Annotated in this window: 18 protein-coding genes; 15 read left to right on the top strand and 3 right to left on the bottom strand. The window is 34.4% G+C overall.

Annotated features, from left to right (window positions below; genetic code table 11):
* Nucleotides 1-2: 2 nt before the first annotated feature.
* From NE668_RS02530 to NE668_RS02515, 4 genes are all read left to right on the top strand, one after another.
* A complete protein-coding gene (locus NE668_RS02530; protein ID WP_227036948.1) occupies nt 3-347 on the top strand; it encodes a histidine triad nucleotide-binding protein in 345 nt (114 codons plus the stop codon).
* 157 nt (nt 348-504) lie between these two features.
* The gene (gene rpsU, locus NE668_RS02525; protein WP_004695751.1) at nt 505-684 is read left to right on the top strand and encodes a 30S ribosomal protein S21; all 180 of its coding nucleotides are present in this window, start codon (nt 505-507) and stop codon (nt 682-684) included.
* An 82-nt stretch (nt 685-766) separates the two neighbouring features.
* Nucleotides 767-1,210: a GatB/YqeY domain-containing protein gene (locus tag NE668_RS02520; RefSeq protein WP_004695753.1), complete on the top strand. Its 444-nt coding sequence runs from the start codon at nt 767-769 to the stop codon at nt 1,208-1,210.
* 236 nt (nt 1,211-1,446) lie between these two features.
* Nucleotides 1,447-3,351 carry a type I glutamate--ammonia ligase gene (locus NE668_RS02515; protein ID WP_004695754.1) on the top strand — a complete coding sequence of 635 codons (1,905 nt, stop codon included), beginning with the start codon at nt 1,447-1,449 and terminating at the stop codon, nt 3,349-3,351.
* Nucleotides 3,352-3,415: 64 nt separating this feature from the next.
* Here NE668_RS02515 and NE668_RS02510 read toward each other — a convergent pair whose 3' ends face one another.
* Both NE668_RS02510 and tpx read right to left on the bottom strand, forming a co-directional pair.
* Nucleotides 3,416-3,811, bottom strand: coding sequence for a phosphate-starvation-inducible protein PsiE (locus tag NE668_RS02510; RefSeq protein WP_008600892.1), 396 nt, complete (start codon nt 3,809-3,811; stop codon nt 3,416-3,418).
* A 103-nt stretch (nt 3,812-3,914) separates the two neighbouring features.
* Nucleotides 3,915-4,430, bottom strand: a complete 516-nt coding sequence (gene tpx, locus NE668_RS02505; protein WP_008600893.1) for a thiol peroxidase — start codon at nt 4,428-4,430, stop codon at nt 3,915-3,917.
* Between the two features lie 407 nt (nt 4,431-4,837).
* On the opposite strand from tpx, the gene NE668_RS02500 reads away from it, so the two are divergent.
* The 11 genes from NE668_RS02500 (at nt 4,838) to NE668_RS02450 (ending at nt 15,731) form a co-directional block, all read left to right on the top strand.
* The gene (locus tag NE668_RS02500) at nt 4,838-6,565 is read left to right on the top strand and encodes an ABC transporter ATP-binding protein (RefSeq protein WP_227036949.1); all 1,728 of its coding nucleotides are present in this window, start codon (nt 4,838-4,840) and stop codon (nt 6,563-6,565) included.
* On the top strand, nt 6,552-8,297 hold the full coding sequence (locus tag NE668_RS02495; RefSeq protein ID WP_227036950.1) for an ABC transporter ATP-binding protein: 1,746 nt from the start codon (nt 6,552-6,554) through the stop codon (nt 8,295-8,297). Before NE668_RS02500 ends, NE668_RS02495 begins: the two co-directional genes overlap by 14 nt.
* A 1-nt stretch (nt 8,298) precedes the next feature.
* Nucleotides 8,299-9,093, top strand: coding sequence for a TrmH family RNA methyltransferase (locus tag NE668_RS02490; protein ID WP_227036951.1), 795 nt, complete (start codon nt 8,299-8,301; stop codon nt 9,091-9,093).
* Between the two features lie 159 nt (nt 9,094-9,252).
* Nucleotides 9,253-10,107, top strand: coding sequence for a ChbG/HpnK family deacetylase (locus NE668_RS02485; protein WP_120054764.1), 855 nt, complete (start codon nt 9,253-9,255; stop codon nt 10,105-10,107).
* On the top strand, nt 10,104-11,096 hold the full coding sequence (locus NE668_RS02480) for a lysylphosphatidylglycerol synthase transmembrane domain-containing protein (protein WP_024061679.1): 993 nt from the start codon (nt 10,104-10,106) through the stop codon (nt 11,094-11,096). The genes NE668_RS02485 and NE668_RS02480 overlap by 4 nt, the downstream gene beginning before the upstream one ends.
* Before the next feature lie 13 nt (nt 11,097-11,109).
* Nucleotides 11,110-11,559 (top strand): ACT domain-containing protein, encoded by a 450-nt coding sequence (locus tag NE668_RS02475; protein ID WP_004695770.1) that lies wholly within the window; start codon nt 11,110-11,112, stop codon nt 11,557-11,559.
* 24 nt (nt 11,560-11,583) lie between these two features.
* A complete protein-coding gene (locus NE668_RS02470; protein WP_024061678.1) occupies nt 11,584-12,873 on the top strand; it encodes a homoserine dehydrogenase in 1,290 nt (429 codons plus the stop codon).
* Nucleotides 12,874-12,875: 2 nt separating this feature from the next.
* A complete protein-coding gene (thrB, locus tag NE668_RS02465; RefSeq protein WP_077708400.1) occupies nt 12,876-13,790 on the top strand; it encodes a homoserine kinase in 915 nt (304 codons plus the stop codon).
* Between the two features lie 55 nt (nt 13,791-13,845).
* A complete protein-coding gene (htpX, locus tag NE668_RS02460; RefSeq protein ID WP_105086512.1) occupies nt 13,846-14,721 on the top strand; it encodes a zinc metalloprotease HtpX in 876 nt (291 codons plus the stop codon).
* A gap of 22 nt (nt 14,722-14,743) precedes the next feature.
* Nucleotides 14,744-15,151 carry a nucleoside-diphosphate kinase gene (gene ndk, locus NE668_RS02455; RefSeq protein ID WP_004695778.1) on the top strand — a complete coding sequence of 136 codons (408 nt, stop codon included), beginning with the start codon at nt 14,744-14,746 and terminating at the stop codon, nt 15,149-15,151.
* A 64-nt stretch (nt 15,152-15,215) separates the two neighbouring features.
* The gene (locus NE668_RS02450) at nt 15,216-15,731 is read left to right on the top strand and encodes a cob(I)yrinic acid a,c-diamide adenosyltransferase (protein WP_227036952.1); all 516 of its coding nucleotides are present in this window, start codon (nt 15,216-15,218) and stop codon (nt 15,729-15,731) included.
* Between the two features lie 46 nt (nt 15,732-15,777).
* Here NE668_RS02450 and NE668_RS02445 read toward each other — a convergent pair whose 3' ends face one another.
* The gene (locus tag NE668_RS02445) at nt 15,778-16,113 is read right to left on the bottom strand and encodes a hypothetical protein (RefSeq protein WP_004695781.1); all 336 of its coding nucleotides are present in this window, start codon (nt 16,111-16,113) and stop codon (nt 15,778-15,780) included.
* Nucleotides 16,114-16,168 lie beyond the last annotated feature (55 nt).

Here is a 16,168-nt window from a genome sequence, read left to right as displayed (position 1 = left end):
TTATGAGTGACTGCATTTTTTGCAAAATTATCAATGGTGAAATTCCGTCTAAAAAAGTGTTAGAAAATGATAAATTCTATGCTTTTTATGATATTCAACCTGTAAAAAAAGTTCATGTATTAATCGTACCTAAAAATCACGTGTCTAATATTGCACATCTTAATGAAAAGAATGCAGATTATGTTGAAGGGTTACTGCCATTTGTTCGTGATGTAGCAAAAGAGCTTGGTATCTCTAAAGATGGATATCGCTTGATCTTTAATACTGGCGGAAAAGCCGGTCAAACTGTATTCCATATGCATGCACACCTTTTAGGTGGAGAAGAAATGGGCTGGCCAGAAGCCTAATTTTGAGTATTATGCATTCTTTTTATAATACTCATTAAAAAACCTATAAAATATACTTGAAAATATTGACAACATCTATACCTATACATATAATATTATATGTGCGTATGTAAATTATCAGCACTTCCCGAGATTATTTTTGGAGGGAGGGATATAGATGTCTGAAATCAAAGTCGGTAAAAACGAAACGCTTGAAAGTGCTCTTCGTCGATTCAAACGCTCCTGCCAAAAAGCGGGTGTTTTGTCTGAAGTAAGAAAACGCGAACACTATGAAAAACCAAGCGTAAAAAGAAAGAAAAAATCTGAAGCAGCAAGAAAACGCAAATTCAGAGCATAAGATGATTACCCTAATTCTGCCTTTTCATGGCTTTATGAAATCCAGAATTAGGGTTTCTTTATTATATACATAAGGAGGAAATATGAGTTTAAAAGATCAATTAAAGGAAGATATGAAAGCAGCTATGAAAGCTCGTGAAGAAGGTAAAACAGCGTTATCTGTAATTCGTATGGTCAATAGTGCCATAAAAAATACAGAAATCAATGACAAAATTGAGCTAGATGATGCTGGCATTCTTGGCATTTTAGCTAAAGAAATGAAAACTCGTCAAGATTCCTTAACAGAATTTGAAAAAGCGGGACGTGAGGACTTAATTAGTCATGTAAAAGAAGAAATGGCTGTATTGCAAAAATACTTACCAGAGCAATTGAAAGAAGATGAAATTCGTACAATTGTACAAGAAGCCATTGCTGCATGTGGTGATAACGTAAATATGGGCAATGTTATGAAACATGTAATGCCAAAAACAAAAGGGCGTGCAGATGGTAAGGTTGTCAATAATATTGTTAAAGAATTACTTGGATAATATATAGTGATATCAACGACCATTCTATATACAGTTATTGATTAAAGTTGATAGTATTGGATGTGTTAGATGTAACTTTAAAAGAATAATGAAATTCTATAGAAAGTTATTGACATATATTTTCAACATATGATAATATGAACTCAATAAAATAATTGGTCAACGAAGACTCCACTTTAGATATATAGATTTATATATTTATTTGTTGGAGTCTTTTTCTTTTAGGAGGAACAAATATGTCGACAACTAACGAATTATTATATTACATTCCGGCGGGTCAATATGGGAAAGAAGGCGTTCTTGCATTATTAGAACAACATCCTGAAATCAAGTTCGTATCTCTTGTAGGTATTGACTTAGCAGGTAATGATACTGATGAAAAGATTCCTATGTCAGCATTCTTCGATGACTACGAATCTTTCTTTGAAGGTCGTGCTGTTCAAACAGATGGTTCCTCTGTAGTACTTACAAATATTGCTACATTAAATAATGCTCGTGTAGATATGTGGGGCGATCCAAGTGTAAACTGGTTTGTTGATTACAACTACGAAAATATTGATCCTGTTACAGGATTACCAACTGGTACACTTCGTATTCCTGCATTCTTGATGCATAACTATCGCTATGTAGATTCTCGTTCTATTTTAAAACGCAGCTGCGACTATGTACGTGCTGAATTATTGGCTTTGATTAAAGAACATGGTTTACCTGGTATGCCGCATGTGAAAGCTGATGAAGTTGTAGATATCATTTTCACATCTGCAACAGAACTAGAATTCTGGGTAAAAACTCCATCTAGAACAGTTACCAAAAAAGAATTATCCGTATCCCAAAAATTACAAGAACAATACTGGCAACGTACTCATGGTACAGTTCGCACTGCATTAGAACAAGCTGTTGAACGTCTTGATAGATATGGTATGGTTGCTGAAATGGGTCATAAAGAAGTAGGTGGCGTTAAAGCTAAACTTGATGAAGATGGTCATGAAGCAGTTGTATTAGAACAATTAGAAATCGACTGGAAATTCTCAAATAATCCATTACAAACAGCAGATAATGAATTACAAGCTCGTATCATTGTTCGTGAAGTATTCCGTGAAAATGGTCTTGATGTAACATTTAATGCAAAACCAATAATTGGTGTAGCTGGTTCTGGTGAACATACTCATTTTGGTGTTATGGCTAAATTAAAATCTGGTAAAGTTGTTAACTTATTTAGCCCAGAAGATATGCGTAAAGAATCTGCTAGCTCTTTAGGCATTGGTGCAATTATGGGACTTTTAAAACACTATGAAGCCATTAATCCATTCATTAGCTCTACAACAGATTCTTTAAACCGTTTAAAACCTGGGTTTGAAGCGCCAGTATGTATTGTTACATCTTTAGGTACTGATCCATCTGAACCTAGCCGTAACCGTACAATCCTTTGCGGTTTAATTCGAGATATCGATAATCCTATGGCGACACGTTATGAATTGCGTTCTCCAAATCCTTACACTAATACATATACTGCTTTAGCATTGATCTTTATCTCTGCATTTGATGGTATGAAATATGCCATTACATCTGGTAAAACACAAGCTCAATTGGAAGCAGAGCTTTCCAAAGAAGTAGGTGAAACATCTGATTATCTTGCTACAAATCGTGCATACCGTACTGAAAAAGATGTGTTTGATGATTTCACACAAGAAGAACGTAATCAAATGTTTGGTGTTGCTCCAGCTACTGTATGGGAAAATATAAAGGGTTACCAAAATAATCCTGAATTAGTAGAAACATTGGCTCAAGGCAATGCATTTGCTAAAGATTTAATGGACTCTTTTATTGCGTCCATTCTTAAACGCTGGAAACTAGTATTGGCTAACCGCTTAATCCCAAACAATTTGGATACAGTTCGTAGCATGGTTGCAATTCATACTGACAGCCGAAATAGTGTAGATGATAAACGCTTTGCAGAAGTTAATGACTTACGTTTCTACCTTGCGAAAGATAGTGATGATCGTAAATCCTTATTCACTCGTTTAATTGATGCACTTAATGATGGTGAATATGATTTAGCATCCCAATTACAAATCGAAATGAATGATAAAATGGAAGAATTAGAAGCTAAGTACGCTAACTACGCTAAAAATATTTTCTAAGATGCTAGTTGATAGTGTTAAAATAAAAGAGACTCTACTGATGTGTAGAGTCTCTTTTATGCTATTACGATTTGTTATTAAGAAATTTTTCTACCAGTACTAGGCAACAAACTAGAACTAAAATAGAAATAGACCATAATAACATGTCCAAAGCTGATTCATGATCGATAATTAGTAAACGAACAATGGCGGTAATGCCAATATATAAGAAGAAATCGAGAGGAAAATGGAAGTTATTCTTAAAGTACTTAATTATGAGTGCAATAAATTCAAAGTAGAGAAAGAAGGTAATTATCTCTTCAATCAATAATGAATAAGTACTATAGCCTTGAATATTGGCCCATGCAATAAAACCAAAGTTTACTAAACTATTGATTAAAGCAATGCATAAACCAATGCCAACACCAATAAGTGCAATATTTTTAATGGTTAAAATAAGCTGAGAAATACGAATCCACATACATACTCCAAATAAAATAATAATTTACAATAGGACATATAAAAAGACCGTACACCGTACGGTCTTTTTATCTCTATATTAAGCTATTAGCAAAATCTTAAGATTAGATATCAGCCTTAATAGCTTCTAATGCAGCATCAAAGTTAACTGCTTGAGTTACTTCTGGTACATATTCAACATAAGTTACTTTGTTATCTTTGTTGATTACTACAACGCCACGAGTTAAAAGACGAAGCTCTTCAATCAAGAAACCGTAGTTTTCACCGAAGGAAGCATCTTTGTGGTCAGACAAAGTAATAACTTTATCTACGCCCGCAGCACCACACCAACGTTTTTGAGCAAATGGTAAGTCCATAGAAATTGTCAATACGACTACATCTTCGGAAAGAGCTGTTGCATCTTGGTTGAACCAACGAGTTTGAGCATCACAAACACCTGTATCAAGGGAAGGAACAACGGAGATAACTTTTACTTTACCTTCGAAGTCTTTTAAAGTTTTAGCTTGCAAGTCATTACTCAATACAGTGAAGTCTGGAGCTTGTTGACCTACTTTAATTTCTGGGCCAACTAATGTGATAGGGCCACCTGCAAATGTTACTACGCCAGTACGTTTTTCCATGTTTTATTCCTCCTAAGAGTTTTAATTCTAATTATGTAAGATAAAATTTCTTTATATGCATAGTATAACATTTACATTACTATAAGTAAACTAAAAAATTCGATATAGTATTAATTTAGAAAAAACTTTAAGATTGATTACCATTAAAATTTAAAGAGGTCATTTAACTTATATTGTTTAAATACAACTGCTGCTGTGATAAAAATATTTAATCTAACTGTTATACTTATAGGTGTATTATTGTATTATAAAAAATGTGTATACTATAAAGAGTAAAGTTAACGTAATAAAGTTTGTTGATTTAGCTTTTACAGTATTGATTCAAATTCAATTACAATATAATAATACTAATGATTATATAGGCAATGATTTTAATTAGACTTAATAGAATATATTAGAGAGGACCTATGAAACCAATAGATTTATTTATGCAGTTTTTCCGGCGTGAAGGCTGGATCTATGCCATTGGCTTAACTATGTTGATGGCAATTGATGTGGCTTTTTTATTTGTTCCTCAATTCATTGGCAATGCTATAGATACATTGAGCAATAATAAGGAAGGTTTAGTTACTTATATTTATTATTTTATTTTATTATTTATTATTATCACTATTTTGAAAGTTATTTCACGTAGAACCCTATTAGGATCTATTCGTCGCATGGAGTATCTTTTTCGTGAGATTTTGTGTAGTAAAGCATTACAAGTAAAAACAACGTACTATGAGGCTAATGGACCTGGTAAGGTTATGGCGCTCATGACTAACGATGTAACATCGTTACGTGTTGCCCTTGGTCTAGGTGTAATGATTGTAGTGGATATTATTTTCTATTCCGTTGTGGGCTCCATAATATTAATTCAAAAGATTAATACTGTATTAGCTTTTAAAATTATGACACCTGTATTCTTAATTATTGTGGCTATATTTGTACTAGGCAGAAAGCTACGTACTAAACAACGTAGTGCACAAGCTACTTATAGCGATTTAACAGAGTTTGGACAAGAGTTATTTCAAGGAATGGATGTTATTCGAGCATTTAATCGTGAAAGCATTATATCTAATTCTTTTGAAAAAATAAATAAACTTAATTATAAGAAGAATATGGATGTTGCACTACTAGATGCAATATTAACACCGTTAACAAGGATTGCACCCTTTATCTGTATCAGTATTAGTATTTTTATTTGTGGACATTTAGCTGTAGAAGGTAAAATGACTATAGGCGAATTTGTTACAATCAATTCTTTTATAATGTTAATTGTAGGGCCTTTAATAGGCTTTGGGGGCCTTATTTCTATTGTACAAAAAGGTCTTGCTTCTTTAGATCGTATCATGGATTTCTTGCATTTGCCCATTGAAACAATAGATGATACCGATGAGGTATTGCCACTTGAAGATATTCACATCCGATACTTAGATTTTAATTATGAAAACTCTAAAGGCCATGCATTATCTCAAGTGACAACGACAATACCGAAAGGTTCTTTTATTGGTTTGGTTGGCAAACCTGGTTCTGGTAAAAGTACATTGTTTAAATTGCTTATTGGATTACAAGAATGTCCGAAACAGTCCATTTATTTTGGTAATCAAGATTTAGCTGCTGTTTCTTTATCAAAACTTAGAAACTCAATTGCTTATGTGCCAACACAATCTTACCTTTTAAGTACGACCATTGCAGATAATATTAAATTTGGTAAAATTTTACCTATGCATGAAACTGTAGAGGTTGCGGCACAAAAGGCAGACTTATATAGAGATTTAGGCGATTTGTTAAATGATGATTTACATGAGCTCGCTGAAGAAGGTCATGATTTATCAGGTGGACAAAAGCAGCGAATCAATATGGCTCGCGGCTTTTATAAAAATGCACCATATTTATTGCTAGATGATTGTTTTTCTGCTTTAGATGCAGTAACAGTTACAACTATTTTAAATACATTACATAATGTAAAAGAACAAACAATTTTATGTATTTCACAGCGATTAGAGGTTGTAGAGAAAGCAGATAAAATTCTAGTATTCGATGAGGGGCGTATCGTAGAAGAAGGTACTCATAAAGAATTATTAGCTAACAATGGTTTATACCGCACCTTATATGAAGCGCAGAAAGGAGAGGCCCATCATGAAGAAGCGTAATCTAAGAAATGACTGGGCTCTATTTTCCTATATAACTGCCTACATCAAGCCTTATTTAGGTATTCTATTATTAGCAACGGTTGCGCTAGCAGGAAATTTAGTATTATTACTTTTACGACCGTATATAACAAAGCAAGTCATCGATCTTGGCTTTGCCACTAATGATATCGCTGTTATTGAATACTATGCTCTAATGTATGGACTTACTATAATTGGTAGTGTTTTATTTATTTTTGTAGAGAATTACTTTTTAAAAAGTTTTGGTCAAAAAATAATTTATAATATTCGTAGTATTGTCTTTAAAAAGATTCTTAATAAACCACATGATGAATTCTATAAGTTGCCAATCGGTAATTGGGTAACTCGCATCACTAATGATGTAGAGTCATTACGTACATTATATACAGATGTAATTTTGAATTTAGCTAGTAGCGGTTTGATGATTATTGGTATATTAGGATTTATGTATGCTATTAATGTACCCCTAGCTATTATCATGACAATTTTATTACCTATAATGGGTGGAATTATTTGGGTGTTTCAAAAGTTTTCCCGTAAAGCATTTCGTCAGGTAAGACGCTCTGTAGCTGCATCTAATGCGAGTATCAAGGAACTGTTAAATTATATTGTAATCGTAAAATCCTATGGTGGCGAAAAAGCCATTGAGGAACGTTATAATACTGTTAATAAAGGTTTCTTAGAAGCAGGTCTTTTTGAAGTTACTACATTTTCTATTTTTAGACCACTCGTAGATGGTCTATTCTTTGTTGCGTTAATTGTTATTTTTACAACTACAAATTTAATAGACTCTGTAGCTGACGCTGGTACAGTATTTGCCTTTATCCAATATATGGACCGATTCTTCCAACCATTAAAGGAAATTGCAGATAAATATAACTCACTACAAAGTGCATTAGCTGGTGCTGAAAGATTAGTTCCCTTATTAGAGGAAGAAGAGCGTCAGATGGCTGATGAAGTTCCTGATGAAATTAAACATATAGAGACCATTGAATTTGAGCATGTGTGGTTTTCCTATAATAATAACGATATTTATGCGCTAGAAGACTTTACATTAAATATTAAGGCTGGAGACTTCATAGGGATTGTAGGTCCCTCTGGTAGTGGTAAATCAACACTTTTATCATTGTTGATGGGAGTCTACAAACCAACAAGAGGGGCAATCTATATTAACGGCATAAATATTGCTAAATATGACAGTTCTGTACTTCGTCATTTAATGGGGTATGTTTTTCAGCAAGCTTATCTATTTAAGGGCTCCATTAGAGATAACTTAACACTTTTTGATACATCAATATCCAATGAGGAAATTGTCAATGCAGCAAAACAAGTTAATTTGGATGCTATGATTGAACAACTTCCGGAAGGGTATGATACACCGGTTGGTTATTTAGGCTCCTTATTATCTGATGGACAAAAACAATTATTGGCTTTTGGCCGTACCTTGATTAAAAAAACACCTATTCTATTGCTAGATGAAGCAACGGCTAATATCGATAGTCATACGGAGAAACAAATTCAAGCAAGTATTGAAAGTATTCGAGGTAGTAAAACAATCGTAAGTATTGCTCATCGTCTTTCAACAGTGGAAGATGCCAATAAAATAGTGTATATGGAATATGGTAAAATAATAGAAAAAGGATCTTTTGATGAACTTATCAACTTAAAAGGGGCCTTTTATAATCTATGGAATAATCAACACAGTGGGAGTTAGTATGGAATTTATCCAATCTAAAGATAATAAAACTATTAAGCGAATTATCTCATTAGGGCAGCGTAAAAATCGCCAAAAAAATGGAGAGTACATTGTTGAAGGCATTCGCTCTATTCGAGATATTGCAGCTATGGGTGCAGTAAAAACAATTGTTATACGTGAATCTAAAGCGCAAGATAAAAATATATTAGATTTATTAGACTTAGACACTGTTCAATCTGTACCTAAATATATTGCACAAGATCCAGTGTTTGATAAAGTAGATAATACCGTAAATGGACAAGGTGTAGTTGCTATTGTATCGAAGCCTACATATGATATTGAATCAATTTCTATTGTGGATGGTCTATATATTACTTTAGATGGTGTTCAAGATCCCGGTAATCTAGGTACCATTATTCGTACTGCTGTTGCAGCAGGTGTAAGAGGTATATTTTTGATGAAAGGAACTGTAGACCCTTTTAATGATAAGACTGTACGCAGTACAATGAGTGCCTTACATAAAATACCTTTATATGAAGACATTACCTTATCTATGTTACATGATATTGTAGCCGAGTCTAATATGACTACCTATGTAACAGCTTTAGAACATTCCAATCCTTATCATACTGTAAGTTATGCTAAGCGAACCATGCTAGTATTAGGAAACGAAGGAAATGGTGTAACACCAGAGGTTATGAATCTATGTACAAATCGTATTATGATTCCTATGTATGGTGATATGGAATCCTTAAATGTAAGCGTAGCTGCTGCATTATGTATGTATAAAGTACAAGAACAATTGATGCCTTAGTATATATGATAAAAATTTATGACCTTATAAAAAGTCCTCTACTAGTAAACAAGTAGAGGGCTTTTGTATTGATTTTTTAGTTGTGTATTTGGTAAAATAACATATATCCTTTGTGGGAGAACAAAGTTCTCCCTTTTTTTCATGAAAAGGAAGATAACTATGTCCAAATTAATTGTAAATGCAGACGATTTTGGCCTTCATAGTGCAGTTAATGCTGGTATTATTGATGGTCACCGTAGGGGTATTATTACCAGTACCTCTTTAATGGCAGGAGGAGAAGCTTTTACAGAAGCCGTAAGTATGGCAAAACAAAACCCTAAGTTGGGCATTGGTATTCATATTACCTTGGTGGGTGGGGTCAAACCAGTATGTGATCCATCAGAAGTTTCATCACTTCTCACACCAGAAGGTGTATTTCCAGAGAACTATGTAGAATTTATTAAACGTATTTACTCTGGCAAAATCAATTATAGTGAATTACGTAAAGAGATTCATGCACAAATAGCTCAAATAATGGATACCGGCTTAAGGGTAACTCATATTGATGGACATCAACATTTGCATGTGTTACCAACGGTATTGCCAATTGTGATTGAACAGGCAAAATCCTTTGGTATACATGCTATACGTATACCCGATGAGTCTACTGGTTTTATGAATTATATGTATTCCCCAATTCGATTTCTTGGTAAAGTTGGTTTATCAACGGTTGCGGCTAATGCGCGACCAATCATACGAAATAATTGTATGACTACAACCCAATATTTTTGGGGCATGGTAAATGGAGGTCATATAAATCAGAAATCTCTAATGGGTATCCTAAAAGCGGTAAATAAACATTCTGGTACACATGAATTGATGGTTCACCCAGGTAGTAATAGTAGTATTCTTAGTAAGCTTTATAATTGGGGTTATCATTGGGAAGATGAGTTGCATGCACTCTGTTCCAGTCATACGCGATTATATATAAGTCAACATGATATAGAGCTCATTAATTATGGAGACTTGGTATGAGTAAAATGATGAAGAGAGGCATCTTTATGTTTCTCTTGTTGTTGGCTGTATCAATCGGTATCATTTACTATACTATTGATTTAGATGCATTGAAAGCCATATCATCTTTTAATAGTATTTCCTTATTATTAGCTGTAGTTGCTTTAGTATCAGGTATGTATTTTGATGGATTACGACTTCAAAGGCTCGTAAAAATTGGTGGTTACAAGTTATCGATACGAGCAGTGCTACGAGTTATTTTTAGTAATTATTTTATGGCTATGTTGACACCTGGAGCTAGCGGGGGGGCTGTCGCGCAAGTACTGGTGTTGAGAAGTTATGGCGTACCTATATCTAAAGGTACACCGATTGTATTAATACGTACCGTATTTTCCATTATGTTTTTGGTCATTATGCTGCCATTAGTATTCTTACGAGATGCTATTGAAATTCCATATATCTCTCGTGATATGCTTTTGATTTTTGCCGTGCTTGCTGTTATAGCGGCCTTAGTGGGAACTTATATATTACAGACTAAATATATGCGTCAATTTGTCTATAATCTAGCACAACGATTTAAAGCACATAACACTAAAGATTGGCTTTCTAAATTAGAAACATTAAATCAAGGTCTTGGTTTACTTTATAAACAACCTGTCCAATCTTTAATAGTTTTTATTGAATCTGGTTTGAGTTTATTATGCTTATATTGTATTGCACCCGCTTTAATGTATGCTTTCACACCAGATATTCCTATTATCGATATTTTAGATCGCATGATTTTATTAAATCTTATTTTGTATTTTGCACCAACCCCAGGGGGAACAGGCATTGCAGAAGGTCTATTTGTAGTATTATTTAGTGCCTTTGTACCTAATGGAACAGTGGGCATCATCGCTGTAGGATGGCGTGTTGTGGCTGAATATATGCCATTCTTCATCGGTATGTATGCAGTATTAACATTATATGGACGACAATTCGTTGCCCAAGAAACTTCAAGAGAACAATAAGGGAGTGTGCTCTATGTCTAAACCAAAAAAAGATAAATTTTATCTGGTTCAAGAAGATATTTTACCAGAGGCTATAAAAAAGACGATAAAAGTAAAAGAAATTCTAAAACTAGGTGAGGTTAAAACAATTAACGAAGCAGTTGAAAAAATGGATTTAAGTCGATCTGCGTATTATAAATACAAGGATTATGTTTTTCCATTTTTTGAAATTGCTCAAGGGAAAATTGTTAGTATTTATGTTTCTATGTCAAATGAATCTGGTATGTTATCAAGCGTTTTGAAAGCCATTGCTGAACGTAACGGTAGTATTTTAACGATTAATCAAGATATTCCATTACAAGGCATTGCGAATAGTAGTATTTCTTTTGAAACCAAGGATTTACAAGGTTCATTAGAAGATTTATTGCTAGATATTCGCTCTATGAAGGGTATTATCAAGGTAGAGATTTTAGGCCAAGCATAGGCTAATTAAGAGAGTAGGACGATTATGACCACTATAAAAATTGCTTTATTAGGTTTTGGTACTGTTGCACAAGGTACTTTTAACTTATTGCAAGACAATGCTGAATTAATTAAAAATCGTACAGGTGTCAATGTTGAAATTTCAAAAATTTATGTACGAAATCCAGAAAAATATAGTCATATTACATTACCAGAAACAGCTAAATATGTAACTGATATTGATGAAGTGTTAAAAGACGATTCCATCCAAATGGTAGTGGAATTGATGGGTGGTACAAACTTTGCAAAAAATTGCGTAGAAGGAGCCTTAAAAGCTAAGAAGAATGTGGTAACTGCAAATAAAGACTTACTAGCAGAAGCTGGTCCATACTTATTAGACTTAGCGAGTAAAAATGGGGTAGATCTACGTTTTGAAGCATCTGTTCTAGGTGGTATTCCTATAATCCGCACATTATATGAATCGTTAGCCGGTAATCGTATTACTGAAATCATTGGTATTATGAATGGTACTACAAACTTTATTTTGACTAAAATGTCTGAAGAAGGTTTAAGCTACCAAGATGTATTGAAAGAAGCACAAGATTTAGGATATGCAGAGGCAGATCCTACAGCTGATGTAGAAGGACTTGATGCAGCTCGTAAATTGGCAATCCTTGCATCTATTAGCTTTAACCGTCGTATTTTCTTTGAAGATGTAACTGTAGAAGGTATTACTTGTATTGATACTGAAGATATAAAATTTGGGAAAGAGTTTGGTTACAATATTAAATTATTAGGTATTGCTAAAGAAACTGCTCAAGGATTATCTTTAAATGTATATCCTGCATTTATTCCTACGACACATCCATTAGCATCTGTTCGAGGATCCTACAATGCAATTTATGTTAAGGGCAATGGTATCGATGATGTCATGCTATATGGTCGTGGTGCAGGTAGCTTACCGACAGGTAGTTCTGTAGTATCTGACATAATGGAAGTGGCAAAGAATGTCTCTTATAATGAAACAGGGCGCTTGAAACCGTTCTATTATGATCAAAAAGATATTTATTCTCCAGGTAAAATCCAATCTAGCTACTACTTGCGTTTAGCAGTGGATAATAAAACAGGTGTTCTAGCAAAAATCTCTGCAAAATTAGCAGAACAAAAAATTTCTGTTTTATCCATCGTTCAACGAAATATGGATCCAGAAACTGCAGTTCTTGCCATTGTTACATCTAAATGCCCAAGATCTTATATTTTAAATCTTATAGACTCTTTTAATAGCTTGCGCTCCGTTAAGGCTGTTAATAGTGTTATTCGTATTATGGAAGCTTAATTATGAATACTGTTCGTGTACAAGTACCTGCCACTAGTGCAAACTGTGGCCCAGGTTTTGATTGCTTAGGATTAGCACTAAATCTTTATAATATATTCAGCTTTACACCAGATGAAAATGCTACAGAATATACATATACTTTTGAAGGTTTTGGTGCAGATATTTTACGCGCTGAAGATCCTAAAAAGAATCTAATTGGTTTCGCTATGGATCAAGTTTTTGCTACTGCTCAAGAACCAATTCGATATGGTCATATAACTTCTGAAACCTTGATTCCTCCCTCTCGTGGACTAGGTAGTAGTAGTACGGCTATAGTAGGGGGACTTTTACTGGCGAACGCATTAGTAAAGCATCCACTTTCAAAAGAAGAGTTACTGGTTATAGCAAATCGTATGGAAGGTCATCCAGATAATGTAGCGCCAGCTATTTACGGAAATTTATGTTGTGCTACAGGTTTAAAAAATAAGGTACTAAACACGGTCATTTCTATTCCTCCGGAGCTACATTTTGCTGTTGTAGTACCAGAAGTCATGGTATCTACTGAGTATGCTCGTTCTGTGCTACCAAATCATATTCCATTCAAAGAAGCTGTACAAAATGTAAGTCATGCTTCATTATTTGTAACAAGCTTAATTACGCATCAATTAAGTAATTTATCTGTTGCCTTAGATGACAACTTGCATGTACCTTATCGTAAGACATTGATTCCTCATTGTGATGAAGTTTTTGAAGCCGCAAAAGTTGCTGGAGCTTACGGTGCTACTATCAGTGGATCGGGTTCTACTCTAATTGCATATGTTGATAAAGCTCATGTACAAGAGGTAGCAAAGGCTATGGGGGCTGTATTCACAGTAAATGAGATTGAAAATAAAATATATTGCTTAGAAGCTGATACAACTGGAGCGTTAATTATATAGTTTATGGTATAATTATAGTGTTAGGCATAGTCCATAACAATAATTGGAGGAAACTATGAACAATATAAAAACAACACTTTTGTTAGCTACGCTAACGGCCATTTTAGTGGTTATTGGTGATATGATTGGCGGCAGAAGCGGTATGATTATGATGTTTGTCATATCCATGGGTATGAATTTTATGTCTTATTGGTACAGCGATAAAATCGTTTTAGCCCAATACAATGCTCAACCTGTTACTGCACAGTCTAATCCAAAACTATATGCAATGGTAGAGAAATTGACTAAAAATGGTAATTTACCAATGCCAAGGGTTTATATCATTCCCAGTGAAGTACCGAATGCATTTGCAACAGGTAGAAATCCTAGTCATGCAGCAGTTGCTGTTACAGAAGGTATCCAACGTCTATTAACTGATGAAGAATTAGAAGGTGTGCTTGCACATGAATTAACACATGTTAAGAATCGAGATACATTGATTAGTACAATTGCAGCTATGATGGCTGGTGCTATTTCTATGATAGCCAATATACTTCAATTCACTGCCATATTTGGGCGCTCCGATGATCGAGAAGGCACTAACCCTTTGGCGCTTCTTGGTACGATCATTATTGCACCTATCGCAGCTGGTCTTATTCAGATGAGTATTTCCCGTACTCGTGAGTTTTTAGCTGATGAGGGAGGCGGAGATATGTGTCGCAACCCATTAGCACTGGCTTCTGCACTTGCAAAAATTGACTACTACTCTAAACATGGTGCATTGCCTAATGCAAGTAATGCTACAGCCCATATGTTTATTATTAACCCTATGATGGGAATTGGTGAAAGCTTGAGCAATCTTTTTAGTACACATCCTCGCACGGAAGAACGTATTCAAAAGTTAAAGAAACAAGCTATGAATCCAAAGTATAAAGAAAAGGCAATATTATAATTAGTATCTACTGGAGGGTATCATGCAAGAAACATTAGTTTTAATTAAACCAGATGCAGTTAAACGTCAATTAAGTGGTGAAATCCTTAGCCGTTATGAACGTAAAGGCCTTGTTATTAAAGCATTAAAACTTTTACAAGTACCTCGTGAATTAGCGGAAGAACACTATGCAGAACATAAGGAAAAGCCATTCTTTGGTGAATTAGTTGATTTTATTACATCAGGCCCAGTTCTTGCTTTTGTGTTAGCTGGTGAGAACGCAATTGTATCCGTACGTGCTTTAAACGGAGCAACAAATCCTGTAGATGCTGCCCCTGGTAGTATTCGTGGTGACTATGCCCTAACAATGGATGCTAACGTAGTACATGCTTCTGATTCTCCAGAAGCTGCTGCTCGTGAAATTCATCTTTGGTTCCCTGAATACAAATAATCTCAAGGTTGGTATTATTTAGCTTTTATTTCTACATCCATGTATATCTATAGGAGGTAATCATATGGCAAGTAGTGTTTATACAAAAACAGGTGATGCTGGTACAACTGGTTTATACACGGGAGAACGTGTACAGAAATCATCTTTACGCGTAGAAGCTTATGGTACAATCGATGAATTACAAGCTTTTTTAGGATTGGCTCGCGCTTATGCTGAAAATCCACGTGTTGCTGCTGAATTATACGATATTGAGCGAAACTTATGGACATTAATGGCCGATATTGCAAGTTTAAATACTGCTCCGGTAATTACTGAGCAATATGTAAAGCATTTAGAAAAAGTTATTGATCGCTTTGATGCAAAGTTAGAACCTTTATCTAGTTTTGTCATTCCCGGTGAAAAACAATCTTCTGCTTATTTACATGTAGCTAGAACGATTATTCGACGTGCGGAACGCGCTTTATGGCGAGTATTAGACGCTGGTGAAAGTGTTCACGAATCTAATTTAAAATACTTAAATCGTCTATCCGACCTTTGCTTTATCTTGTGTCGTGTAGAGGAAGAACTTGGGGCTGAATAAACAAAAAAAGCTATGTATTTTACATAGCTTTTTGCTCGTTATAGACCTATTGTGAAATTGTTTGGTTTAAAACATCTTGAGGGCTAGGATAGTAAAAGAAGATATGAGGAATTTCATAACGGAATTTTTCTCTTAATAAATTGGCTAATGTTGTTTCAAAGTTTATAATTTTATCAGCGCCGAAATCAAAGTCTTCAACTAATACTAATAGTTGTGCTTCAACTTGCGGTGCGTTTTCAGGTAAAGCTTCTGGTGGTAGAGGAACATTCACTACTACTCGTGCAGTACCAATATATTTACCTTGTCCGTCATCGATGGCAACACGATATGTATTATCCCATAGCGTAGCCATCATTTTTAGTTTCATATTCATAATTTCCATAGTATCGCTCCTTTGTTATACTTATAATGATACTGAAATTATAAATTCTTGTATA

Origin of the sequence: Veillonella parvula (assembly GCF_024461875.1) — a bacterium.
GTDB lineage: Bacteria > Bacillota > Negativicutes > Veillonellales > Veillonellaceae > Veillonella > Veillonella parvula_I.
This window is presented reverse-complemented; position numbering and strand designations above follow the sequence as displayed.

Excerpts from the sequence above, each read along its gene's own strand:
- NE668_RS02530 (WP_227036948.1), top strand. The coding sequence starts at position 3 with ATGAGTGACTGCATTTTTTGCAAAATTATCAATGGTGAAATTCCGTCT.
- rpsU (WP_004695751.1), top strand. The coding sequence starts at position 505 with ATGTCTGAAATCAAAGTCGGTAAAAACGAAACGCTTGAAAGTGCTCTT.
- NE668_RS02520 (WP_004695753.1), top strand. The coding sequence starts at position 767 with ATGAGTTTAAAAGATCAATTAAAGGAAGATATGAAAGCAGCTATGAAA.
- NE668_RS02515 (WP_004695754.1), top strand. The coding sequence starts at position 1,447 with ATGTCGACAACTAACGAATTATTATATTACATTCCGGCGGGTCAATAT.
- NE668_RS02510 (WP_008600892.1), bottom strand. The coding sequence starts at position 3,811 with ATGTGGATTCGTATTTCTCAGCTTATTTTAACCATTAAAAATATTGCA.
- tpx (WP_008600893.1), bottom strand. The coding sequence starts at position 4,430 with ATGGAAAAACGTACTGGCGTAGTAACATTTGCAGGTGGCCCTATCACA.
- NE668_RS02500 (WP_227036949.1), top strand. The coding sequence starts at position 4,838 with ATGAAACCAATAGATTTATTTATGCAGTTTTTCCGGCGTGAAGGCTGG.
- NE668_RS02495 (WP_227036950.1), top strand. The coding sequence starts at position 6,552 with ATGAAGAAGCGTAATCTAAGAAATGACTGGGCTCTATTTTCCTATATA.
- NE668_RS02490 (WP_227036951.1), top strand. The coding sequence starts at position 8,299 with ATGGAATTTATCCAATCTAAAGATAATAAAACTATTAAGCGAATTATC.
- NE668_RS02485 (WP_120054764.1), top strand. The coding sequence starts at position 9,253 with ATGTCCAAATTAATTGTAAATGCAGACGATTTTGGCCTTCATAGTGCA.
- NE668_RS02480 (WP_024061679.1), top strand. The coding sequence starts at position 10,104 with ATGAGTAAAATGATGAAGAGAGGCATCTTTATGTTTCTCTTGTTGTTG.
- NE668_RS02475 (WP_004695770.1), top strand. The coding sequence starts at position 11,110 with ATGTCTAAACCAAAAAAAGATAAATTTTATCTGGTTCAAGAAGATATT.
- NE668_RS02470 (WP_024061678.1), top strand. The coding sequence starts at position 11,584 with ATGACCACTATAAAAATTGCTTTATTAGGTTTTGGTACTGTTGCACAA.
- thrB (WP_077708400.1), top strand. The coding sequence starts at position 12,876 with ATGAATACTGTTCGTGTACAAGTACCTGCCACTAGTGCAAACTGTGGC.
- htpX (WP_105086512.1), top strand. The coding sequence starts at position 13,846 with ATGAACAATATAAAAACAACACTTTTGTTAGCTACGCTAACGGCCATT.
- ndk (WP_004695778.1), top strand. The coding sequence starts at position 14,744 with ATGCAAGAAACATTAGTTTTAATTAAACCAGATGCAGTTAAACGTCAA.
- NE668_RS02450 (WP_227036952.1), top strand. The coding sequence starts at position 15,216 with ATGGCAAGTAGTGTTTATACAAAAACAGGTGATGCTGGTACAACTGGT.
- NE668_RS02445 (WP_004695781.1), bottom strand. The coding sequence starts at position 16,113 with ATGGAAATTATGAATATGAAACTAAAAATGATGGCTACGCTATGGGAT.